This window comes from Tetragenococcus muriaticus DSM 15685, from assembly GCF_000423785.1.
GTDB classification, from domain to species: domain Bacteria; phylum Bacillota; class Bacilli; order Lactobacillales; family Enterococcaceae; genus Tetragenococcus; species Tetragenococcus muriaticus.
Genome location: NZ_AUIQ01000034.1, coordinates 1 through 22,588 on the forward strand (window position 1 = coordinate 1; position 22,588 = coordinate 22,588).

Consider the following 22,588-nt stretch of genomic DNA (forward strand, 5'->3'; position numbering starts at 1 on the left):
AAAGCGTTGGCAAGCTATGAAACGTTGGGTACAGAAAAAACCTCATTTTCAAGCTCATGAAGGTGCGTTTAAAGGGCAAATTGGCGAAGGAAAAGCGAAAAGTGCACCTTTAGGCCAATTCGCCAAAGGACTAAATCAATTAATAATGACCCCGAATTATCTCTAATAAAAACTTGTTTTTGTTAGAGATGATGAGGGCGAACCGAACGAAAGTGAGGTTGAAAAATAACTTCGTGTCTGCCCAAAAGACGGTTTTTTTATTCAACCTCAATAAACTTGACACATACAAATTATAAATGAAACTTGCTGAAAGCATTGAATTATGTTATAATAATAAGAGTGCCGAAAGATGAAGTATAATTGAAGTAACTGATAAACAAAGCAACCTTCTTACAGGTTAAAAATAGCAAAATTCGTCAGAATAAATTCAAATGAGGCTAAGACAAAAAAAAGATTTGGTTTTGTCCTAGCCTTTTCTAATGCCTTCAAGGAGCGGTTTTTCGGTAGAACGATGCTTTAAGCAAATATTTAAGGGGAAGCTTTAAGCTATCGCAGAAAAAAACGAACGCTTCACAAAAGTGAGAGAAAAAAATTAATTTTCTCACGTTTCTAAAGAGGAGGATTTATTTGAAATTTAAAGAACTAGATTTGTCACAGGGGTTATTAGACGCTGTACAAAAAATTGGCTTTGAAGAAGCAACGCCAATCCAAGAAGAAACAATTCCATTAGCAATGGAAGAAAAAGATGTTATTGGTCAAGCACAAACGGGAACTGGAAAAACCGCTGCGTTTGGGTTGCCAATGTTAGATAAGATTGATCCTAAAAAACGACAAATTCAAGGGTTAGTTATCGCTCCTACTCGGGAATTAGCGATTCAAACTCAAGAAGAATTGTTTCGTTTAGGAAAAGAGAAGAAGATCCAAGTCCAAGCAGTTTATGGAGGGGCTGATATTGGCCGACAAATTCGTCAACTAAAGGATAACCCCCATATTGTGGTTGGAACTCCTGGACGTATGTTAGACCATATTAATCGCCGAACATTAAAGCTTGCTACCGTTGAAACATTGGTATTAGATGAAGCAGATGAAATGTTAAATATGGGCTTTTTAGAAGACATTGAAAAAATTATAGCCCAAGTTCCTGAAAAACGACAAACATTGCTATTTTCTGCTACGATGCCTAAAGAAATCAAAACGATCGGCGTAAAATTCATGAAAGATCCTCATCATGTGCGCATTAAAGCCAAAGAAATGACTGCGGATTCTATTGATCAGTATTATGTAAAAGCAAAAGATTATGAAAAATTTGATATTATGACACGTCTTTTTGACGTACAATTGCCTGAACTAACACTTATTTTTGCTCGGACAAAACGTCGAGTAGATGAGATAGCTAACGGGTTAGAAGCACGTGGTTACAAAGCAGAAGGCATTCATGGTGATCTTTCCCAACAAAAACGTATGTCGATATTACGTTCTTTTAAGAACAGCCAGTTAGATATCTTAGTTGCAACAGACGTAGCTGCAAGAGGACTGGATATTTCTGGTGTGACTCATGTTTATAATTATGATATCCCGCAAGATCCAGATAGTTATGTGCATCGTATTGGACGGACAGGTCGCGCCGGAAAGAGCGGTGTTTCAGTTACTTTTGTGACACCTAATGAAATGAATTATCTGCATGTTATTGAAAACTTAACGAAAAAGCGGATGACACCTATGCGTCCACCTTCTGATAAAGAAGCTTTCGAAGGACAAATTAGCCAAGCAGTTGAATTGATTGATGAAAAGATGGCTGAAAATGGGTTAGATAAGTATAATAAAGATGCAGATGAATTGTTAAAACATTATTCAGCTCAAGATCTTGCTGCTTTATTATTGAAAACTTTAGCTAAAGATCCTGCGGAGGTTGTTCCTGTAAAAATTACGCCAGAGCGGCCTTTACCAAAAGGAAAATCTAATAAGGGACATCGCAAAAACGATTCACGTAATCGTAATAACAAAAATTATAACCAAAATCGTCGTAAAAATAATAAAGACGATCATAAAAATAATCATCAATCCAATAAAAATGGCTCCCCTAAAAAAAGTCGACGTGGAAATGAGAAGAAACAAGATTTTGTTATACACAATGGGCAAAATTAAGTAAAAATGATTGAGAAATTTAAATTTCTCAATCATTTTTTTGTTTTGCTGGAAATAATATATAGTTTTACAAAAAAATTTGATAGAATGAGTGTAAAATATAAGAAAAGAGAAAAAAATGATTTACGGTACGGGATTAGATGTTGTTGAGTTAGAACGTATGAAAAAAATTATTTTGGAAAAACCGAAATTAATTAAACGTATTCTAACTGGAAATGAGTACCAGCTATTTTCGCAAAAATCTGCTAAACGGCAGGTCGAATTTTTAGGCGGACGTTACGCTTGTAAGGAGGCATTTTCTAAAGCTTGGGGGACAGGTATTGGGAAAGTATCTTTCCAAGAAATTGAGGTTTTGTCTAACTCAGCTGGTGCACCAGAAGTAACGGCTTCCCCCTTTAAGGAAGGGCAAGTATTTGTTTCGATTACGCACACGAATGAACTAGCCTTGGCACAAATTATTTTAGAAACATAGTAGAAAGAAGGAAGACGTTTTGTCTATTTCATATCATCGTCCTACAAAAGTAGTGATTGATTTAAATGCTATTCAACAAAATGTGATTCGAGAAAAAGAGCAGCATCCAGAAAAGGAAATTTTTGCTGTGGTTAAGGCAGATGGCTATGGCCATGGGGCCCTTTCTGTTGCTAAAGCTGCTCTAGCAGCAGGAGCTGAAGGTTTTTGTACAGCTACACTTGACGAAGCTATAGAGCTTCGTCATAATGAGTTTACTCAGCCGATTCTTATTTTAGGTATTATTGCTCCATCTGACGCTCCATTAGCTGCTGCCTATAATTTATCTGTAACAGTAGCTGAAATAAACTGGTTAAAAGAAGCAGCTAAATACTTTCAAGATAGCTCTTTTAAATTACATATACATATCAAAGCAGATACAGGCATGGGACGAATTGGTTTTTTGAATATAAGTGAGATTAACCAGGCGGTAAAATGGATCGAGCAGGAAGAAAATTTTTATTGGGAGGGTATTTTTACCCATTTTTCTACAGCTGATCAAGCAGACACGCAATATTTTCAAGCACAAAATCAATGTTTTAATGACATATTACAAGCTTTACCATATCAACCAGAATATATTCATACAGCTAACAGTGCTACTGCGATGTGGCATCAAGATGTGGGGAACATGGTGCGTTTAGGTATAGCGATGTATGGATTAAACCCTTCTGGAACAGAACTTGAGACGCCGTATCCACTACAACCTGCTCTTTCTTTAGTGTCAGAAATAATACAAACCAAAAAATTACCGAAAGGTTATGGTATTGGTTACGGAAAAACCTATGAAACAAAAGAAGACGAATGGATCGCTACCATTCCAATTGGTTATGCAGACGGTTACACACGTAAGTTACAAGGATTTTATGTGTTAATCAATGGGGAAAGCTGTGAAGTCGTTGGACGCGTATGTATGGACCAAATAATGGTGCGTTTACCTAGGGAGGTAGAAGAAGGAACACAGGTAACGTTAGTTGGAAAAAATGGAGGGAAAGAAATCACCTTGCAAGATATCGCTACATATGAGGGTACAAATAATTATGAAGTGGCTTGCTTAATTTCAACACGGGTACCAAGAGAATATGTAGGAAAAGGATGATGTCTATGATAAAACGCGGCGAGATTTATTATGCAGATTTATCTCCAGTCGTAGGTTCAGAACAAGGTGGCGTCCGGCCCGTTCTGGTTATTTCCAATGATTTGGGCAATTATTTTAGTCCCACCGTCATTGCCGCTGCTGTAACGGCGAAAATGGAAAAATCAAGCTTACCTACGCATATTGATATTGAAAAAACGGAGCAAGGATTAGACAAAGATTCAGTCATTTTGTTAGAACAGATTCGTACAATTGATAAAACGCGTATAAAAGAAAAAGTTTGTACATTGGAAGAAGAAACAATGGAAAAAGCAAACGAAGCGTTGAAAATCAGCATAGGAATTGATGTGGTTGTTAACGAAAAAGGACTTAGTACATAAAAAGTTGGTGGGAAATTGGGCTATTTTGCGGTAATTCTAATGATTGGCTTGTTAGTGTATAGCATCTTTTGTCATCTTTTCAAAAAAACTACGCAGGAACTACACGGCTATTATTTATTGGTAGACAAGAAAAAAGAAGACGACTCGGTAAAGTGCTATGGAGTCTTTCAACAAGGCCAAAAACAAATCACGTGTGAACTGTCCTTTTCCTTATACCTACATTTACAAGTACCTCAAAGAGGATATTTGCATGCAAAAAATAACAAAGTAAAATCATTTCAAACAAAGGAGTGAGCTATTTGAGACATACGATAGGTTTTTATGGTGCGGGGAATATGGCACAGGTAATGATTGCTGGTTTATTAAATTCTGGATTTTATCAAAAAGAAGAAATCTATGTTTACAATTATCGCTATGAACCTACTTTAAAAAAAGTAAAAGAAGCATATGGAGTCAAGGTTGTTTCGGAAGAAGAAACTTTATTTGAACAGACGGATTGGATTATTTTAGCTGTTAAACCAGCAGTTTTACTCCAAGTACTTCCTCGAGTAAAAAAATACTTAACAGAAGAACACGTACTTGTGTCAGTTGCGGCAGGAGTAAGTACGCATCAGATCGCGGCTTTAACTGGGCCTCATAAAATTATACGCGCTATGCCAAATACTCCTGCGACAATACAACAAGCAATGTCTTCTATCTCCCCTAATGAGCTTGTTTCTTCTGAACAGACACAGTTTGTAACAGAGATCTTCAATAGTTTTGGCAAGGCAAAGGTTGTTTCGGAAGAGAATATAGATGCAGTTGTGGGTGTTTCTGGATCTGCTCCAGCTTATGTCTATTTGTTTATTGAAGCTTTGGCTGACGGTGCTGTTGCAGAAGGTTTGCCGCGCGAAGATGCTTATGAATTTGCGAGCCAAGCGGTGTTAGGGGCTGCTGAAATGGTAGAAAAAACAGGAAAACATCCAGGTGAATTAAAAGACATGGTGACTTCACCTAAGGGGACAACTGTTGCAGCGGTTCAATCATTAGAAGAAAGTAACTTTCGAGCAAGTATTATGAGAGCTGTGAAAGCTGCTGCGAAGAGAAATCATGAGATGAGTGAAGAAACGTAATTTCAAAAGTGAAAACCCCTATGACTTTGCAATTTCTCTCATAATGCAAAGTCATAGGGGTTTTTTATTATTCAACTAAAGGATGTTAATACGAGTATTTAACTTTTACTTGTGCGACTTGATGGATCTAATCGATGTTCGATTAAACCGAGTATCCAATCAGTTATAATAGACATTAAGGCAGTTGGCAACGCGCCAGCTAAAATGATTGCAGCGCCATCAGTAGCATTCGTTCCACGGACAATAATATCACCTAAGCCACCAGCACCAACGAAAGTACCAATTGCAGTGATTCCAATAGCAATCACTAGTGCGTTGCGCAATCCTGCCATAATGACAGAAATTGCCAAAGGCAACTCAACCATATAAAGACGTTGCCAAGCAGTCATCCCCATACCTTTTCCCACATCTAGGGCATTTTTGTCTACCTGTGTCATGCCAGTATAGGTATTTTTAATAATCGGTAGCAACGAATATAAAAATACGGTGATAATGACAACATTTACTCCTAGACCAAAAGAAAACATTAGCATAGATACCATGGCTAGGTGGGGAACCGTTTGAATAATATTTGAGACACGGACCACCCAACGAGCTAACGATTTTCTTTTTGATACTATAATGCCAATAGGTATACCTATTATGGCAGCAAATAACACACCATAAACTGAAATTAAGAAGTGACGAAAAAATTGAGAAAAAACGTAACTTCCATTTTCTTGAAAGTAATAAATAAATTGTTCTATTAGATTCATTTGACTCATATCCATTTTTCATCACTCCTCTTCAAAATAGTTATGTTCTTGTAAGAAACGTTCAGCTACAATGGAAGGTTCAATAAGGTTGTTATCAGATTGATAGTTGAGCTCTTGCATTGTTTCTGTATCAATCGTTCCTGCTAAGCGTTGGATAGCTTCTCTAACTTCTGGTTCTGTTTCAGCTATTTCTTCATTAATAATAGGTGATGCATCGTATGGAGGGAAATATTGACGATCGTCTTCCAACATAACAAGGTTATAACTTGCGACCCGTCCATCTGTTGAGTATCCTAGGACAACATCCATTCGATGAGCTGCCACCGCATCATAAACTAAACCAATCTGCATGGGAAAAATCGAGCCAAATTCAAACCCATACTCTTGAGTAAAACCTGGGTAGCCGTCCCCTTCACGTGTCATCCATGCACGGTCGGCCCCTATAGTCAACTCATCAGCAACATCTGCGAGATCGCTTACCGTTTCTAAGTTGTATTCTTCTGCTGTATCTTGTCGTACTAAAAAGACGTAGGTATTATCAAATCCATAAGACGCCATCCATTCCTGATTATAGCGGTTTTTAAATTCTTCTTGGACTATTTCTAGGGCTTTATCAGGATCTTTTTCAGGCGAGACAAGAAGGGTTGAAGAAATATCAGTGCCAGTATAGCGAGCGGCAGAAATATCTGCGTTCCCATTCATCATGGCTTCATGATTAATATTGGTTGTGCCAAGATTATTAATAATTGTTGTTTGTTTATCTGTATAATGTTCGATCATGCCGGCGACCATACTAGCTAAAATTTGCGATTCGGTTGTGACACCGCCAGTAATAGAAATTGTATCTTCAGATTGGTTGGATGCTAATCCTGGGAAAGAACAACCGGCTAATAAAAGGAATCCGCTTATCAATAAAAAAAGATTTTTTATTTTTTTCATTGTTCACTTTCCCCCCTTAAAGAGATTGGAGTAAGGAAGTTTTCTAATTTCTCTAATAAATAATCAACAACTATGGCCAATAAGATAGCAGGAATAGTACCACCAATAATTAGCTCTGGTTGGTAATTATCTAATCCACTAAAGATGAGCACTCCTAAGCCACCAGCGCCAATATAGGAAGCAAGTGTAGCCCAAGCAATAACATAAGTAGCTGCTAGGCGAACCCCAGCCATAATGGTAGGTACCGCTATTGGCAATTCGACTCTAATAATTGATTGAAAGTTTGTCATTCCCATCCCTTTCGCAACGTCTAAATAATTATCATCGACATTTTGCATACCAATGTAAGTATTACGTAAAATTGGCAGTAGGGAATATATAAATAACGCGACGATTGCAGGTGCACGGCCTACACCAAGAAATGGAATCATCAAAGTAAGTAAAGCAAGAGCAGGAATCGTTTGCAAAGCACTTGTGATACTGATGATGGTACCTGCGATTTTGGTTGTTCTGGTTAACAGAACGCCTAAAGGAATGGCGATTATTGTTCCTAGAAGAAGGGCCATAGATGAAATGATGATATGTTCAAAGAGATTGCCCATGAGTTGTGAACCATATTCTGAAAAGAAGGCTTGCATTTTCTAGACCTCCCTTGTTTCTTCTGGCTTAAACGACTCGGCTGCACCTTTAATTGATTGTTCTTCACCCCATAGGACATCGTAGACGATATCGACTAAAGAAGCTCGAGTTAATATACCGATAACTCGCTGTCGGTCGTTAACGACAGGAACGTATTTTAACTCACGTTTTAGAATACGTTGCAACGTATTACGTAAAAGAGTATCTCCTTTAACAGAGGAAACATTTGTTTTGATAATATCGCCAACGCTGGTTGAATGATCACTTCTACGATTAATTGTTTCGATATCGATGAAACCTTTTAGAATGTCACGGTTATCTGTTACCAATAAAGTATCCACTCTTTTTTCACGCATTAAAGTAATTGCTTCTTGTAATGATTTTTCTGAAGTAATCGTAACCGCTGCTGTCATTACGTCTTTTACTAGAGTATTATCTGGTTGAGCCTGCATCAATCGGTCTTCGCCAATTAGTTCCTTGACAAAATCATCTGCCGGCTGCTCTAAGATGTTTTCTGGTGTATCATATTGGATGATTTTTCCTTCGCTCATAATTGCTACATGATCTGCTAGTTTTAAAGCTTCATCCATATCGTGGGTTACAAAAATAATCGTTTTTTTCAAACGTTTGTTTAAATCTTTGATTAAATCTTGTAAAGAATCACGAGTAATCGGATCGAGTGCGCCAAAAGGTTCGTCCATTAAAATAATATCTTGATCAGCTGCTAATGCACGTATAACCCCGATTCTTTGCTGTTGCCCACCAGATAATTCATTGGGATAGCGGTCTAACATTTCTTCAGGCATTTCTACTAATTGAATTAAACGTTCGGCCGTTTTGTTTCGTTCTTCTTGTGGTATCTTTAAAAGCTTTGGTACCACAGTGATGTTTTCACGTATCGTCATGTGTGGCATTAAACCAATATTTTGGATCACATACCCGATTTTCCGACGTAATTCTACTGGGTTAACTTCGGTGATGTCTTGGTTGTCAATCAAAATTTTACCTTTGGTAGGATCAGTCATACGATTGATCATTCGCATCGTTGTTGTTTTTCCACTGCCACTTGTCCCAATTAAACAAGCCATTTCACCTGTTTCAACGGTAAAAGAGACCTCATCGACAGCTTTTTTGCCACCTTTATAGATTTTTGATACTTCTTGAAATTTAATCAATTTTTTCACCTCAAAAATTTTTATTTGTCATGGCTATAATATATAGTATGCATAAAAAACAAGAAAAATACAATAGTTAAACTCAAAAAACAAACATTCTGCGGTGTAAAAAGTGTTTATAAAAATAATTTACGAACAAAAACTGATACTTTGTAGGTAATAATTTGCTAAATATTTATATGTAGGAAATGGATATGCAACATGTGTATAATTTTATGTTATGAATGATCATTCACTTACCTTCTTTTATGGTTCCGCTTTCATTCTTTGCTATATTTCCTTACTTTCTAAATAATATAACTGAAAAATTATTTAAAAGTAAATTTTTCTCTGTTATAGAGGAGTTCTATGTTTTTATTATAACATAAATTTTTCATATAGATCAGTCATCTTTGAAGTAAAGTAAAAAAGTGCTAAAATAAGTAACAGATTGTTTAGAAAAGAGTGAAAAAAATGCTAACAACAGAAGATTTTGATTTTGATTTGCCTGAAGAATTGATTGCTCAAACGCCATTAAATGATCGTTCAAGTTCTCGTTTATTGGTATTAGATTCAAAAACTGGGAAAACACAAGACAAACATTTTTATGATATTATTGATGAATTAAGTCCCGGGGATGCGTTGGTTATGAACGATACGCGGGTTTTACCCGCTCGGTTATACGGAGAAAAAGAAGATACAGGGGGACATTTAGAAGTATTACTTTTAAATAACCCCGAAGGAGATGTCTGGGAGACACTTGTTAAACCAGCCAAACGAGCAAAAGTTGGGACACAAATTAGTTTTGGGGATGGACGCTTACATGCCGTTGTAGAAGAGGAACTGGATCATGGTGGACGAATGATTCGTTTTAGCTACGAAGGGATTTTCTTAGAAAATTTGGAAGCTCTAGGAGAAATGCCATTACCTCCTTACATTAAAACCAAGTTAGAAGATCCAGAACGTTACCAAACCGTTTATGCAAAAGAAAATGGCTCTGCAGCAGCACCAACGGCTGGATTACACTTTACTGAAGAGTTATTAAATAAAATTCAAGAAAAAGGCATTGAACTTGTTTATTTAACTTTACATGTTGGTTTAGGCACTTTTCGTCCTGTTAGTGTAGAAAATATTGAGGACCACGATATGCATAGTGAATTTTATCGCTTAACAGAAGAATCAGCGGATCGTTTGAATCAAGTGAAAAGTAACGGTGGAAAGATCGTAGCTGTAGGAACGACAACCATCCGTACTCTTGAATCGATTGGAACAAAGTTTGATGGTCAAATTAAAGCAGACAGTGGTTGGACAGATATTTTTATTACTCCAGGCTATCAGTGGAAGATTGTCGATGCCTTTTCTACCAATTTTCACTTACCTAAGTCCACGCTCGTAATGATGGTAAGCGCCTTTGCTGGTAGGGATAACATTTTAAGTGCTTACCAACATGCAGTAGAAGAAAGATATCGTTTCTTTAGTTTTGGCGATGCGATGTTTATTAAATAATTAGTTAAAGTCAAATGTTACTTATCTATCGTTGAATAGAGAGTAATGTTTGGCTTTTTATTGCTGAATGAACAATGTATTTAATTTATAGTGTTCATTCAAGCTACGAATGAACACTATTTCGGCCTTTATCATGGCCAACCCATAAAAATAGGACAACACTTTAGAATAAGTGCTGTCCTAAAAATATACTTTTTTATGAAGGAAACTATGCTTCCTTAGGCAAATCTTGGTAAAAAGCTGCCTTTGTAGAAGCGATATAAGGAATTAGCCATAGATAACCAATACCAAGAGTAAGCATAGAGAGGATATGCCAACCAATAAAGCTCAAATCTAAGAAAAATAGTTTTGCTTTAAAGCCGTTCATTAAGTGACGACTGGCTGTGATTGAATCAAGATAACGAGGAGTTTCTCCTGTTTCTACATAGGTATCATAATAAATAAAGTAACTTTGGGAATAGGAGTAACTTTTAATGATACCGGGAATGACAAGCAAAAGTGACCATAGAAACTTAAAAATAGTCGTTAATAAATAGAGAACAAGGACTGCTAGAGCATAAGGGGCACGGAATGTACGAAAAATGTCTTTAAACGGACGTATGTTCTCTTTTTTACCGCGGAAAAGATCTAAAAAGGTCCAACCAATGGCCACTGTGAAAAAAGTAGTAATTAAACCTGAGATTACTCCAGAAGAACTATTGCTAGAGTTGTCAGCACCTAATGAACTCGTATCATTCATAGCCCCCAAATTTTGATTGAGCCATAATATAACAGGAATTAAGACAAATGCAACAATGACAAACATAATTAAAACAGGTACTAAAGTCATCATAACACTTTCTTTCCAGCGGCCTCTCAACATTTCTCTAGCTTCTGCACGTAATTCGGCATTCGATTTCATGATTAACTCCTCCGATATATGATTGATTCTCTTTGTTTCATAATCAGTATAACAAAGGCGAGAAAAAAGCAAAACTAGGAAGCTCCTTAAACATTAATTATTGCAAAAACGTGTTTTTCCCGTTATGATTAAGAGTGGTACATATTTTTATCTAATAAAAATAAGGAAGTAGGAAATTTAATGGGAGAACCTGCAATACAATATCGATTAATAAAAAAAGAAAAACATACTGGCGCTCGTTTAGGGGAATTGATTACTCCCCATGGAACTTTTCCTACGCCGATGTTTATGCCTGTAGGAACGCTTGCGACAGTAAAAACAATGTCACCAGAAGAACTAAAAGAGATGGGTGCTGGTGTCATTTTAAGTAATACGTATCATTTATGGTTACGCCCAGGAGAAGATATTGTAGCTCAAGCGGGTGGATTACATAAATTTATGAATTGGGATCAGCCCATTTTAACTGATTCAGGTGGTTTTCAAGTTTTTTCTTTAGCAGATATGCGCAATATTGAAGAAGCCGGCGTGCACTTTCGTAATCATATAGATGGCTCGAAAATGTTTTTGTCTCCGGAAAAAGCGGTCGATATTCAAAATAAATTAGGTTCAGATATTATGATGAGTCTTGATGAATGTCCTCCTTATAATGAAAGTCATGATTATGTAAAAAAATCGATTGAACGCACGACCCGTTGGGCACAAAGAGGGTTAGAAGCGCATGCCAATCCGGAAAAGCAAGGCTTATTTGGTATTGTTCAAGGTGCAGGATATAAAGATTTGCGTAAACAAAGTGCTAAAGATTTAGTTAGCTTAGACTTTCCTGGTTATTCGATCGGAGGGCTTTCTGTTGGTGAACCCAAAGCAGAAATGAATGAGATGTTAGAATTTACAACGCCCTTGATACCTGAAAGTAAGCCTCGTTATTTGATGGGAGTTGGCGCAGCAGATTCACTCATTGATGGAGCCATACGTGGAGTAGACATGTTTGATTGTGTATTACCAACAAGAATTGCACGTAACGGAACGTGTATGACCTCCAAGGGTCGTTTAGTAGTGAAAAATGCCAAATATGCGCGCGATTTTCATCCAATTGACGAGAATTGCGATTGTTATACATGTCGTAATTATACACGAGCTTATGTGCGGCATTTATTGAAAAGTAACGAAACTTTCGGTATTCGTTTGACAACTTACCATAATCTTTATTTCTTACTGCATTTGATGGCGCAAGTTCGGCAAGCGATCAAAGAGGATCAATTGCTTGAATTTCGTGAACAATTCTTTGAAGAATATGGATTTAATGAAAAAAATGCAAAAAATTTCTAACTTTATAGAAAAATACTAGTGAAATATACTGGCTTCTGATAAAGTGTAGAGTGAAACGATAAAGGATGAGGTGAAAAATTAATGGAAATACTTATAATGCTGGTACCTATTATCATTTTGATGTATTTTATGCAGCGCTCACAAAAGAAGCAGCAAAGAAAACGTCAAGAGTTATTAGATAGTATGCGTCCAGGCAATCAAGTAGTAACAATTGGAGGGCTCCATGGAGTGGTCTCAGAAATTGATGATGAGAAAAAGACAGTGACACTTGACTGTGAAGGCATCTATCTTGAATTTGATCGCGCCTCCATTCGTACAGTAAGATCTTCTGATACAGGAGAAAATACGCAAAGTACTGCAGTGCCACCTACGGACAATGTACCAGATCACACTTCTGAAGAGATGAATGCTGATAATGATTCTCAAAAAGATAAAGACCAATCACAAGAATAATTTGATATTTTATTTTGTGTTGTCAAGACTAGTATTATGCTAGTCTTTTTTTTTATGAAAAAAACCGTATGATCTCTATTTGTTGTTAAGATCATATCGGTTTACGCATACTATATTGTTTTTCATCAATGTTTCTTGCTTGGCACCAGTTTTTGGGCTTTCCTGATAAAATGAGAGGCACTGTGGTTAAATCTGCAGTTTTTTTAGCCCCAACCATCGTATAAAGAGTTTGTAATTCATATTTCCATTGGTTAATTAATTCAATTGTTGCCTCATCACCCTTTGTCAAAAGATGATTTAAAAATGTTCCAGAGATTCCTACCATTTTAGCTCCTAAACAAAGTGATTTGAAAATATCAAAGGCATTCCGTATTCCTCCAGAAGCAATCAAGTGAAAATCTTGTGTGATTTCGTTGGCTTCTAACAAAGATTCGACAGTTGACTGCCCAAAATGATCTAAATAACTAAATTCACGCTTTTTTCTTCGCGCATTCTCAATTTGAGTAAAACTAGTTCCGCCACTACCTGCAACGTCGATTGTTTTAACACCAGTGGATAAGATCTGTTCCATTGTTTCTCGAGTCATACCGAAACCGACTTCTTTGACAACGACGGGCACTTCACTGTGGGAAACAATTTTTTCTAATAAGGAAAGCCAATGAGTAAAATCACGGTCTCCTTCAGGCATAACCAACTCTTGAGGGGTATTAAGATGAACTTGTAAGGCATCAGCTTGGAAAAGATCCACAGCTCGTTGGGCATTTTCTACAGAAGTTCCAGCGCCGACATTAGCTAGTAAAAAGCCATCCGGGAATTCTTTTCTAACAATCGTAAAAGAATCTTTTGTTTCGGGTTTTTTTAAAGCAGTAGATACTGAACCTGTTGCCATCATTACCCCTGTTTCTCTGGCGATACTGGCTAATTTCTGATTAATTTCTTTTGTCCAGTCGCTTCCGCCTGTCATTGTGTTAATAAAAAAGGGACTAGAAAACGGTTGGTGAAATAATTCAGTACCGATAGACACATCGTCCAAACGGTTTGAAGTAAATGATTCGTGAATAAGCCTTATTTCATCAAAGTCATTAGAATGAGGCTTATGAAAAGCTTTGGCAAGGGAAACGTGTTCATCTTTTCGATTCATTTAGGACCTCCTCGGTAATGGTAAACATGCAAGGGCAAGGGAATAATGTTTGCTTTCTCCCATTTACTCATTAAAGGCAAAATGCCTGTTTTTTGATCAGCAATGACAATACCACAATCGCCTCCGCCTGCACCAGAGGATTTTGCTGCACCGCCACAATTTTCTGCTAAATCGCATAGTTGTTTTAAGGCGGGGGTTTCAATCACAACATTGGTTGTTGAGGCAAGTTTTTGTAATAGTTGTCGGTTTTTTTGGATCATTTTTTTGATTTTTATGACATTATCTTCCATAAACCCGTTGATTAACTCTTTTACGCAATGATGACTGTCGATTAAAAATTGGTCATAATCTTTTTGGGTAGTGCTTTGATCTTGTTTTGATTGATTTACTTGGTCAACTAAATCTGAAGTAGAAGCTGGACTGCCTGTCCATCCAATCAATAAACGCATATGTTTGGGAGATTGTAACGGTTGAATGGACAGCTTGGGCCAATCACTTTTTAAAAGATCGCTAATAGGCCACTTTGTTTGCTTTTGTTTTACCCATTCATGGTCAAAAGTCGAAAAAGCTAACCAGCCGCCAAAACAACTAGCTGCAATATCTCCGCAAGAGCCATTTCCTTGAACAGCCAAGTGAGCTAAAGCAGCAATTTTAAATTGCGTTAGTGGGTCCATTTGCAGATCATAAAATAGATTCAAAGCTTTAACCGTCCCTACTGTAACTGCTCCACTTGAACCTAAGCCGTATTTTCGTCCGCTAGAATTATCTAGTTCACTTGTTACTTTTAGATGGTAAAAGCTCAATAATGTTCCTTGCTCTTTGGCATAACGTTCAGTTAAACGAATAGCGGCTAAAATATAATGAAAAGGATTTTCCCGGTGGTCTAAGACAAGCTCGCCATTTCTTCTTGTCCAGCGTATAGGTAGGTCGCTATATTGTTGAGATTGGATGCTTCCATTTTCGGTCGCACTTTCAATAGTAACATTAATAAACTGATCGACAGCTGCAATAACAGCCAAATGACCAGGTTCGACGACAGCATATTCGCCTGCAATATATAACTTTCCCGGGGCAGATACTTCAATCATTTTGACACTTCCGTTTCTAAAGATTCGATCCCTTTACCAGCGTGAGCCAGCACTAATTGTTGCTCTGAGAATTCTTTTTGTAAGTCATTATAAATTTTTTGACTATCTTTTTTAGGGCAAAGCACTTTTACATTAGGACCTGCATCCATAGTAAAATAGCAATTTTGTCCATTTTGTCGCATTTCATAGACTTTATTCATTGCTTTTAAGCTATCGGGCGTCCAATAAGAAAATGGAGGAGTAGCAGCTAATGTTGTCGCATGCATTTTTAAACAATTAGCTTCAATAACTTCACCCAGTGCATGAAAATCTTGGTTTGCGATAGCATTTTTGGCTGTTTTTATGTCAGCTTCTGCAGCTTTTAACCAGTCATTGTAATAAAGTGAAGTTTCTACTGTTTGCTGCATTCCATTTCTACTGGAAATCTTTTTTGCTTTATCATTAGTTATAATAAAAATCATCGCCAATTCATTTTCCCACTGATTAGCATCTACGGGTAGAGCAAAAGACGTTTGGTCAGAATCTCCTTTTTTCCATTCAGCAAATCCCCCATAGATACTGCGACAAGCAGAACCTGAGCCCTTTCGCGCAAAACGTGATAATTCTGTCGAAGAAAGATTAAGTGCTAAAGCCTCATTACAAGCTCCTGCTAAAGCTGCTAAGCCGCTAGCAGAAGAGGCTAGACCAGCTGCTGTAGGCACAAAGTTGTGACTATGGACAACAGCATGGTCATAAATCCCAGCTTGTTTGCGTGCTAAATTTAAAAGACGGGAGACTTTTTGCATCTTTTTTTCTCCTTCTTGTAAGTAGCCATCTAAATAAAAAAGATCCTCAGTATAGTCTTTAGAAAATGAGACACTTGTTTCAGTATAGAAAGCATCTAATGTTAACGATAGACTGCTGTTCATAGGTAAAATTAGCTTTGGATCCTTTTTCCCCCAATATTTAATTAAAGCAATATTAGTAAAAGCCCGAGCTTTCCCATTATGCATATTGATAAACTCCTAATCCTTGTACCCAGGTTTCTTTTATTCCCAGTTTTTGTAGTTTTTGAGCTAATTGCTCAGCTTGTTCTTTGGTTTTTGTTAACGCTAAAAAACAGCCTCCGCGGCCGCCGCCTGTTAACTTTGCGCCTAATGCGCCATTATCTAAAGAAAACTGGATAAAATCGTCTAGCAATTGGTTGCTAACAGTTAAAGATTTTAAATACTGTTGCGCTTGAGTCATGATTTCGCCTAATGCTTCCGGCTGGTTTTCAATAATAGCTTCTTTAGCTTGGTCAGTGAGTAGACCTAACTCTTGGATACCTGTGAAAGTTTTTTTGTTAAAGTCTTGCAACAACTGGTAGACAGATTGCACAGCTTCTCTAGTTTGTCCAAGCATTCCTGTATCAGCGACCAGCAGATAGGCGTCTATATTCATTGGAAACGTTGTGACTTGTTGCTTTCTCTCAAAGAAAATAGGCTCATCTCCACTGGCAGCTGCAGCATCAATACCACTTGGATTGCCATGTGCAATTCTTTCAGCAAAATCAACAAAAAATAGCAGTTCTTGTTGGTTGAGATTTTGCTCACTCCAATGAAAAAAAGCCCGTGTAACTGCGACTGCAACAGCAGCACTTGACCCCATACCTCTTGCAGCAGGAATCGTACTGTTGATGGTTAAATGAAAGTTCGGTGTATGTAAAGCAGTTTGTAATCTGTAACTAAGCTGCATGATGCTTTTTAGCTGTTCAGGTGCATTTTGTAGATAGCCCGTGTAATAGCGAGAAGTTAAGTAGTTGCTTTCTGTTTGTTGTATGTTGGCTTTCACTTGTGTACCATTAAAGGGAAAAGCAATTGCTGGTTCACCATAAACAACGGAGTGTTCACCAATAAGAATTATTTTCCCATTTGAATGGCCATTTCCCTGACATAACATATGTGGCCTCTTTCTGTTTTCATTTTTATATCCTTTAGCTATTCTACTAAATAAATCCCTTCTCGTTAAGTTTTCCAAACATTTTATAAGAAAAAAAGTTAAATCTTAAGTTTTTATGATCTTATGAAGGAAAGAAGTACTTGAAGGTGTAGAGGAAACAAGTTAAGTATTAGTTTAACAAAAAGGATAAAAACTTAACACATTGAATGCTTTGTGAAAGAATGCCTTTTAAGAAAGTTTTTTTCACAAAGTGTTTTTTGTATGCGTTTTTTCTACCGATAAAATCCCTTTATAGCGTTTAACATGTGAATTTTATCGCATTTTTTTAAGTTGTGCAAAAATTATTGATAGTTCTTATATTCACAATCTTGTTATAGTATATTTGTAAAATAAGGGAGGAAAATCAGATGACAAAAACAGTAATTATAGGAACAAACCATGCTGGTTTAGCTGCAGCCAATGCCATCTTAGATAATTCGGAACAAGAAGTCGTAATGATTGAACGCAATGAAAATTTTAGCTACTTAAGCTGTGGTACGGCGTTGTGGGTAGGGCAACAAATTGATAGTGTAGATGGTTTGTTCTATACAAACCGTGAAGATTTTGAAGCAAAGGGCGCAAAGGTACGTACACAAACCAACGTTGACAATATTGATTTTGAAGCAAAAATTGTCTATGCAACAACAAGTCAAGGAGAAAATGTGACAGAAGACTATGATAAATTAGTGTTAGCTACAGGGTCTATCCCTATTTCTCCTAAGGTACCTGGTCGTGAACTAGAAAACATTACTTTTATGAAACATTATGAAGAAGGTCAAAAGATTGATCAACTGTTTGAACATAAAGACATAGAAAATGTCGCAGTTATTGGTGCTGGCTACATTGGTGTAGAGATGGCAGAAGCTGCTAAAAGACGAGACAAAAATGTATTATTATTTGATGCATTAGATCGTAGTTTGCCAAGTTATTATGATGCGTGGCTTACTGATGATATGGACAAAAATTTGGCTAATCATGGAATTGAGTTACATTATGGTGAACTTGTTAAAGAATATAAGGGAACAAATAAGGTGGAGCAAATCGTCACTGAAAAAGGCGAATACGAGGTTGACCTAGTGATTAACGCTATCGGTTTCTTACCCAATAATCAACTTGCAAAAGATCATTTAGAACTATTTACTAATGGTGCTTATTTAGTAGATCGGCACCAACAAACAAGTGATCCAGACGTTTATGCAGTGGGCGATTGTGCCACAGTCTATTCTAATGCATTACAGGCGACCACTTATATCGCGTTAGCTTCGAATGCTTTACGTACCGGCATGGTTGCTGGAGAAAATATTGTAGGTAACGCTGTTGAATCTCCAGGAGTTCAAGGTTCTAATGGAATTTCAATTTTTGGTTACCATATGGTTTCAACTGGTTATTCAGTAGAATCTGCTGCGAAATTTGATTTGAACGTGAAATATACAGATATAGAAGATACACAAAAACCAGAATTTATGAAAGAAAATGATAATGTGAAATTACGGATTGTCTATGAAGCAACGTCTCGACGGATTGTTGGTGCCCAAATGTCTTCAACAACTTCAGACATTTCGATGGCTATCCATATGTTCTCGTTAGCTATTGAACATCAAGTGACAGTGGATGAATTAGGAAAATTAGATCTATTCTTCTTGCCACATTTCAACCAACCGTATAATTATATTAATAAGGCAGCTTTAGCCGCAGAATAAAAAGAAGCTGGGACATAAATAAAGACAAGACAAAAATACCCGAACGATATTTGATAAGATTTTCTAATTGTCGTGAATTTGCGACGAGGACCTGCTGGACCGCAGGAGCAATCTCTCTTATAGTTCGGATATTTTATTATTAAGGAGACTTTTGTCCCAGTCTCAATATTTTATAGTATGCTTGTTTGACTGTTAGAGATAAACATGATATACTACAAAAGTTGAGAAATGGAAGTAGAAGCACCCGCTTCTCGCCTTAGCGACAAATGTGGCTGGGCAGAATAGTTATTTTACACTAGGGATCGTTATGTCTTAGTGCAAAAGTACGTGCGGGTTCTTATAGAAGAACTCGTTTTTTTATGAAAAAATTTTGATGAACTTTCTTTCTCGCAAAAAATTTGGAGGTGAATGACCATAGCAAAGGATATGATGGTAAACGACGGCATTCGTGCACGTGAGTTGCGTTTGATCGATCAAAATGGAGATCAACTTGGCGTCAAAACAAAAGCAGAAGCGTTGAAGGTAGCTGAACAGGCAGACCTAGATGTAGTTTTGGTAGCACCGAAGGCAAAACCACCAGTTGCGCGAATCATGGATTACGGAAAGTACCGTTTCGAACAACAGAAAAAAGAACGTGAAGCTCGTAAAAAACAAAAAGTGATCAATGTAAAAGAAATTCGTTTAAGTCCAGCGATCGATGAGAATGATTTCAATACAAAACTACGTAATGCACGTAAATTCCTTGACAAAGGCGATAAAGTAAAAGCTTCGATTCGTTTTAAAGGCCGTGCCATTACCCATAAAGAAATTGGTCAGGAAGTCTTGAACCGTTTAGCTCAAGAAACAGAAGATGTAGCTACTGTTGAGCAACAAGCGAAGATGGACGGACGTAGTATGTCATTGATGCTTGCACCTAAAAAAGAGAAGTAAGCAGGAATCTACGAAAAAGTGGATGAAAAATTCGTTTGTACAGATTTGGAGGAGGAAAATTAGCTATGCCAAAACAAAAAACACACCGCGGATTAGCAAAACGTGTAAAACGCACTGGTAATGGTGGATTAAAAAGACATCGCGCGTTTACAAGTCACCGTTTCCACGGTAAGACCAAAAAACAACGTCGTCAATTGCGTAAACCGACTATGGTTTCATCACACGATATGAAACGTGTTAGTCAACAATTAGATAATATGAAATAAAATTTGTGTATGATAGGCACATTTATTCAAATGAAGGAATATTTAGGAGGAATTAAATATGGCACGCGTTAAAGGTGGAGCAGTAACTCGTAGACGTCGTAAAAAAACATTAAAATTAGCTAAAGGTTATTATGGAGCAAAACACACTCTATTTAAAACAGCTAAAGAGCAAGTAATGAATTCGTACGATTACGCATATCGTGATCGTCGTCAGAAAAAACGTGATTTCCGTAAACTATGGATTGCACGTATTAACGCTGCGGCACGTATGAATAATATTAGCTATTCAAAATTAATGCACGGTTTGAAAGTAGCTGGCATCGAAGTGAATCGTAAGATGTTAGCCGATATTGCAGTAAATGATGAAAGTGGATTTACGGCATTAACAGAGCAAGCTAAATCTGCATTGAAAAATAATTAATAAAGATATTGGAAAAGAGGCTATAATATAAGCCTCTTTTTTTGTATTAAATTTTCCCCTAGGTATTACCTAGGGATTAATAGACGCTTCGTAGTCATGATTTTACTCAATAATATTTCGGTTTAATGGCTTATAAAAGACTGAGATGATTGTTAGCTATAGCTAACAATCATCTCAGTCTTTTATAATAGCTAGGAATGAATTATTTGGTATATTTGCCCATCATCTATGGTTAGTCAGGTTCTTTATCGAAGTTTTCGTGTAAATGAAAAGATTGGTTATAGAAATTAAGTCCCGTTGTAATTAATAAAGCTGAAGCAGCACCTAGTAAGGAGCCTAAAGCAATACCGATGAAACGATATTGTAATAATGTGGATACATCTTGATCTTTTGTCAGACTTGCTAAGAGTAAGGCCATAGGAGTGGTAAAAAAAGCAGATAAGGCATAATTACTACTCACAGTTATTTGTGAAACTGTAAAAAGAATAATAATCGAGACAATAGCCTCTAAAGTCGTTAAAGAAGCATTTAGCAATAAAGCAGCGATCCCAATGCCAATAATTGTGCCAAAAATACGCTGTGCATTGCGCTGCATAACCGCTCTTAGGTTATCTCCTTGTAAGATAGCTGCACAAGATACTACCATCCAGTACGGATTATGTAATTGTAAACCTGAACTTAAATAGACGGCTAAAAACAATGTAGAACTATAAAATATACTATCTAAGAAAACACCAGGATCTTCAAAGATCCGCTGAAAAATACTTTTTTTCTTTATCGGTTCAGTAGGATCTTTTTCAACGAAGTGTACAATTATTGCCATAATAGTTGCAATAGAAGCCCCTAATAAATAAAAACTACCTAGGACAGGGACTTGTCTTGCGGGAATGTCTATGCTTGCTCCCATAGCTGAAACTAAAACAGCAAAAAAGGGGCCGGGTTTGTTAATATTATAAAGGCGGAAAAAAACACGTCCGACAAAAGCAATGAATCCTATAGCAATAGGTGTCGTCCAATTGGCAAAAGTTGTTAAGGCACCAATGTTAAAGCTGATTAAAATAAAAGATGCTACCGAAATAAAACGAATGAGCAAATTTTTTAAGGGAATATTATCATAATACATCAGAGTGAAAATTCCCAAAAAACCAAAAGTAGCAATTGTCATATTGCCTGAGAAATATCCGAGAAGAAATACTAACGTCATACAAGTGATCGTTCCAATAAGTTGTGCAATGTTAAAACTAGGTTTATGAATATGTAATAATTCTTTGGTAAAATTGTCCTTTCTTTCATTTATACAACACCTCAATTAATGATAACATAAATGGAGAAAATTGATGGGACTCACGTTTGTGAAACAGTTAGTGATTAGCAACTATTGTCAAAGCTACTTGTTAAAAGTGGTTTCTATATTGAACACAATCCTTATGTAAATAGTAGGCCTCCCTATTCCATAATTAAAAACCCCTTATTTGGCAGAAGCTTTTCTTCTATCAAATAAGGAGCTTTTTTAAGGAACTTAAACTTTGTGTCAATTTTTAGAGACTTCCTTTAATTTTTTTGCATGTCCACCAATTTTGTCAGCGAAATGTTCAGACTCTTCTCTGGTAGAAAACAACAGTAGATTTGTAGGTGTTTTATCTCTGGTGCGGTGTCCGTCTTTATTAATATAACCATGAAAAACTTTTACTACATACATGCAATCTCCTCCCTTATGTTAAGTTACTTTTGATTATACGAAAGGGGAAGATAAAAGCAATAAAAACGCTCTCAGCTTAAAAAAAACTAATAATTTTTATTTTCTAAATAGTTAGCAAAAATGGCTCTTTGTCAACTGGTGTTGGTAAAGAAAACTCGATAAATAAAGGAAGCAGTTAGGCGCTATGGTCTAGCTGCTTTTTTTAGTTTGTATAGGTAAGGGTCCGGGTTGGAAATACTTTCCTCGGTATAAAAAGATCCGTTGCCGAAAGTTCTCAAAGCTATGGAAACCATAAGCGACTCGTTTTAGGACTTTAATAGGATTATTTAAACCTTCTAAAGGACCATTAGAGTAAGGCACCGTTAAAGCCAGCCGGATCTCTTGTCGATACTTGCGAAAGGTCTTGACTACGGGCTGAAACGGGTCAGGAAGCTGAGACAAATCGGTTTTTAATAATTGATCCAAACGTT

Annotated in this window: 24 protein-coding genes, 1 pseudogene and 1 other annotated feature; of the genes and pseudogenes, 13 read left to right on the forward strand and 12 right to left on the reverse strand. The window is 36.8% G+C overall.

The genetic code is table 11. From position 1 onward, the window contains the following. From G577_RS12005 to proC, 6 genes and pseudogenes are all read left to right on the forward strand, one after another. Window positions 1-166 (forward strand): annotated as a pseudogene (locus tag G577_RS12005) (ISLre2-like element ISTeha1 family transposase); the annotation flags it as partial. A 461-nt stretch (window positions 167-627) separates the two neighbouring features. Continuing rightward, the gene (gene cshA, locus G577_RS0106310) at window positions 628-2,145 is read left to right on the forward strand and encodes a degradosome RNA helicase CshA (protein ID WP_028790485.1); all 1,518 of its coding nucleotides are present in this window, start codon (window positions 628-630) and stop codon (window positions 2,143-2,145) included. Window positions 2,146-2,263: 118 nt separating this feature from the next. After that, the gene (acpS, locus tag G577_RS0106315) at window positions 2,264-2,617 is read left to right on the forward strand and encodes a holo-ACP synthase (RefSeq protein ID WP_028790486.1); all 354 of its coding nucleotides are present in this window, start codon (window positions 2,264-2,266) and stop codon (window positions 2,615-2,617) included. 19 nt (window positions 2,618-2,636) lie between these two features. Continuing rightward, window positions 2,637-3,752 carry an alanine racemase gene (gene alr / locus G577_RS0106320; RefSeq protein WP_028790487.1) on the forward strand — a complete coding sequence of 372 codons (1,116 nt, stop codon included), beginning with the start codon at window positions 2,637-2,639 and terminating at the stop codon, window positions 3,750-3,752. A 5-nt stretch (window positions 3,753-3,757) separates the two neighbouring features. Further along, window positions 3,758-4,129, forward strand: coding sequence for a type II toxin-antitoxin system PemK/MazF family toxin (locus G577_RS0106325; RefSeq protein WP_028790488.1), 372 nt, complete (start codon window positions 3,758-3,760; stop codon window positions 4,127-4,129). A 299-nt stretch (window positions 4,130-4,428) separates the two neighbouring features. Further along, window positions 4,429-5,241 carry a pyrroline-5-carboxylate reductase gene (gene proC / locus G577_RS0106335; RefSeq protein ID WP_028790489.1) on the forward strand — a complete coding sequence of 271 codons (813 nt, stop codon included), beginning with the start codon at window positions 4,429-4,431 and terminating at the stop codon, window positions 5,239-5,241. 98 nt (window positions 5,242-5,339) lie between these two features. Here proC and G577_RS0106340 read toward each other — a convergent pair whose 3' ends face one another. Genes G577_RS0106340 through G577_RS0106355 form a run of 4 tightly spaced genes read right to left on the reverse strand, consistent with a single transcriptional unit; the run spans window position 5,340 to window position 8,749 of the window. After that, the gene (locus G577_RS0106340; RefSeq protein ID WP_038027653.1) at window positions 5,340-6,011 is read right to left on the reverse strand and encodes an ABC transporter permease; all 672 of its coding nucleotides are present in this window, start codon (window positions 6,009-6,011) and stop codon (window positions 5,340-5,342) included. A 6-nt stretch (window positions 6,012-6,017) separates the two neighbouring features. Then, on the reverse strand, window positions 6,018-6,935 hold the full coding sequence (locus tag G577_RS0106345; RefSeq protein WP_028790491.1) for an osmoprotectant ABC transporter substrate-binding protein: 918 nt from the start codon (window positions 6,933-6,935) through the stop codon (window positions 6,018-6,020). Further along, window positions 6,932-7,573, reverse strand: a complete 642-nt coding sequence (locus G577_RS0106350) for an ABC transporter permease (RefSeq protein ID WP_028790492.1) — start codon at window positions 7,571-7,573, stop codon at window positions 6,932-6,934. The genes G577_RS0106345 and G577_RS0106350 overlap by 4 nt, the downstream gene beginning before the upstream one ends. Before the next feature lie 3 nt (window positions 7,574-7,576). After that, complete coding sequence (locus tag G577_RS0106355; protein WP_028790493.1) at window positions 7,577-8,749, reverse strand: betaine/proline/choline family ABC transporter ATP-binding protein; 1,173 nt, start codon at window positions 8,747-8,749, stop codon at window positions 7,577-7,579. Window positions 8,750-9,202: 453 nt separating this feature from the next. Between G577_RS0106355 and queA the strand changes: the two genes are divergently transcribed. After that, window positions 9,203-10,234 carry a tRNA preQ1(34) S-adenosylmethionine ribosyltransferase-isomerase QueA gene (gene queA, locus G577_RS0106360; RefSeq protein ID WP_028790494.1) on the forward strand — a complete coding sequence of 344 codons (1,032 nt, stop codon included), beginning with the start codon at window positions 9,203-9,205 and terminating at the stop codon, window positions 10,232-10,234. A gap of 208 nt (window positions 10,235-10,442) precedes the next feature. On the opposite strand, the gene G577_RS0106365 is transcribed toward queA, so the two are convergent. Then, entirely contained in the window at window positions 10,443-11,135 is a 693-nt protein-coding gene (locus tag G577_RS0106365; RefSeq protein ID WP_028790495.1) for a DUF975 family protein, read from the reverse strand. Window positions 11,136-11,315: 180 nt separating this feature from the next. Between G577_RS0106365 and tgt the strand changes: the two genes are divergently transcribed. Both tgt and yajC read left to right on the forward strand, forming a co-directional pair. Then, window positions 11,316-12,461 carry a tRNA guanosine(34) transglycosylase Tgt gene (tgt, locus tag G577_RS0106370; RefSeq protein WP_028790496.1) on the forward strand — a complete coding sequence of 382 codons (1,146 nt, stop codon included), beginning with the start codon at window positions 11,316-11,318 and terminating at the stop codon, window positions 12,459-12,461. A gap of 81 nt (window positions 12,462-12,542) precedes the next feature. Continuing rightward, on the forward strand, window positions 12,543-12,914 hold the full coding sequence (yajC, locus tag G577_RS0106375) for a preprotein translocase subunit YajC (RefSeq protein ID WP_038021883.1): 372 nt from the start codon (window positions 12,543-12,545) through the stop codon (window positions 12,912-12,914). 91 nt (window positions 12,915-13,005) lie between these two features. Here the strand turns inward: yajC and fni are convergent, their stop codons facing one another. Genes fni through mvk form a run of 4 tightly spaced genes read right to left on the reverse strand, consistent with a single transcriptional unit; the run spans window position 13,006 to window position 17,063 of the window. After that, entirely contained in the window at window positions 13,006-14,055 is a 1,050-nt protein-coding gene (gene fni / locus G577_RS0106380; protein WP_028790498.1) for a type 2 isopentenyl-diphosphate Delta-isomerase, read from the reverse strand. After that, entirely contained in the window at window positions 14,052-15,143 is a 1,092-nt protein-coding gene (locus G577_RS0106385) for a phosphomevalonate kinase (protein WP_028790499.1), read from the reverse strand. Before G577_RS0106385 ends, fni begins: the two co-directional genes overlap by 4 nt. After that, window positions 15,140-16,135 carry a diphosphomevalonate decarboxylase gene (mvaD, locus tag G577_RS0106390; protein ID WP_028790500.1) on the reverse strand — a complete coding sequence of 332 codons (996 nt, stop codon included), beginning with the start codon at window positions 16,133-16,135 and terminating at the stop codon, window positions 15,140-15,142. The genes G577_RS0106385 and mvaD overlap by 4 nt, the downstream gene beginning before the upstream one ends. Then, window positions 16,128-17,063, reverse strand: coding sequence for a mevalonate kinase (gene mvk, locus G577_RS0106395; RefSeq protein WP_028790501.1), 936 nt, complete (start codon window positions 17,061-17,063; stop codon window positions 16,128-16,130). The genes mvaD and mvk overlap by 8 nt, the downstream gene beginning before the upstream one ends. A 407-nt stretch (window positions 17,064-17,470) precedes the next feature. Between mvk and nox the strand changes: the two genes are divergently transcribed. The 4 genes from nox (at window position 17,471) to rplT (ending at window position 20,419) form a co-directional block, all read left to right on the forward strand. Then, on the forward strand, window positions 17,471-18,802 hold the full coding sequence (gene nox, locus G577_RS0106400) for a H2O-forming NADH oxidase (protein ID WP_028790502.1): 1,332 nt from the start codon (window positions 17,471-17,473) through the stop codon (window positions 18,800-18,802). Window positions 18,803-19,028: 226 nt separating this feature from the next. After that, window positions 19,029-19,169, forward strand: a sequence feature (ribosomal protein L20 leader region). 41 nt (window positions 19,170-19,210) lie between these two features. Beyond that, on the forward strand, window positions 19,211-19,732 hold the full coding sequence (infC, locus tag G577_RS0106405) for a translation initiation factor IF-3 (RefSeq protein ID WP_028790503.1): 522 nt from the start codon (window positions 19,211-19,213) through the stop codon (window positions 19,730-19,732). Between the two features lie 65 nt (window positions 19,733-19,797). Further along, window positions 19,798-19,998 carry a 50S ribosomal protein L35 gene (gene rpmI, locus G577_RS0106410; protein ID WP_028790504.1) on the forward strand — a complete coding sequence of 67 codons (201 nt, stop codon included), beginning with the start codon at window positions 19,798-19,800 and terminating at the stop codon, window positions 19,996-19,998. Window positions 19,999-20,056: 58 nt separating this feature from the next. Next, complete coding sequence (gene rplT, locus G577_RS0106415) at window positions 20,057-20,419, forward strand: 50S ribosomal protein L20 (RefSeq protein ID WP_028790505.1); 363 nt, start codon at window positions 20,057-20,059, stop codon at window positions 20,417-20,419. A 232-nt stretch (window positions 20,420-20,651) separates the two neighbouring features. On the opposite strand, the gene G577_RS0106420 is transcribed toward rplT, so the two are convergent. The 3 genes from G577_RS0106420 to G577_RS0106430 all read right to left on the reverse strand — a co-directional run. After that, window positions 20,652-21,623, reverse strand: coding sequence for an FUSC family protein (locus tag G577_RS0106420; RefSeq protein WP_081675737.1), 972 nt, complete (start codon window positions 21,621-21,623; stop codon window positions 20,652-20,654). 327 nt (window positions 21,624-21,950) lie between these two features. Continuing rightward, a complete protein-coding gene (locus G577_RS12280) occupies window positions 21,951-22,118 on the reverse strand; it encodes a hypothetical protein (RefSeq protein WP_169357988.1) in 168 nt (55 codons plus the stop codon). A 189-nt stretch (window positions 22,119-22,307) separates the two neighbouring features. Beyond that, a partial coding sequence (locus G577_RS0106430; protein WP_028790507.1) for a transposase occupies window positions 22,308-22,588 on the reverse strand: 281 nt, incomplete at its 5' end.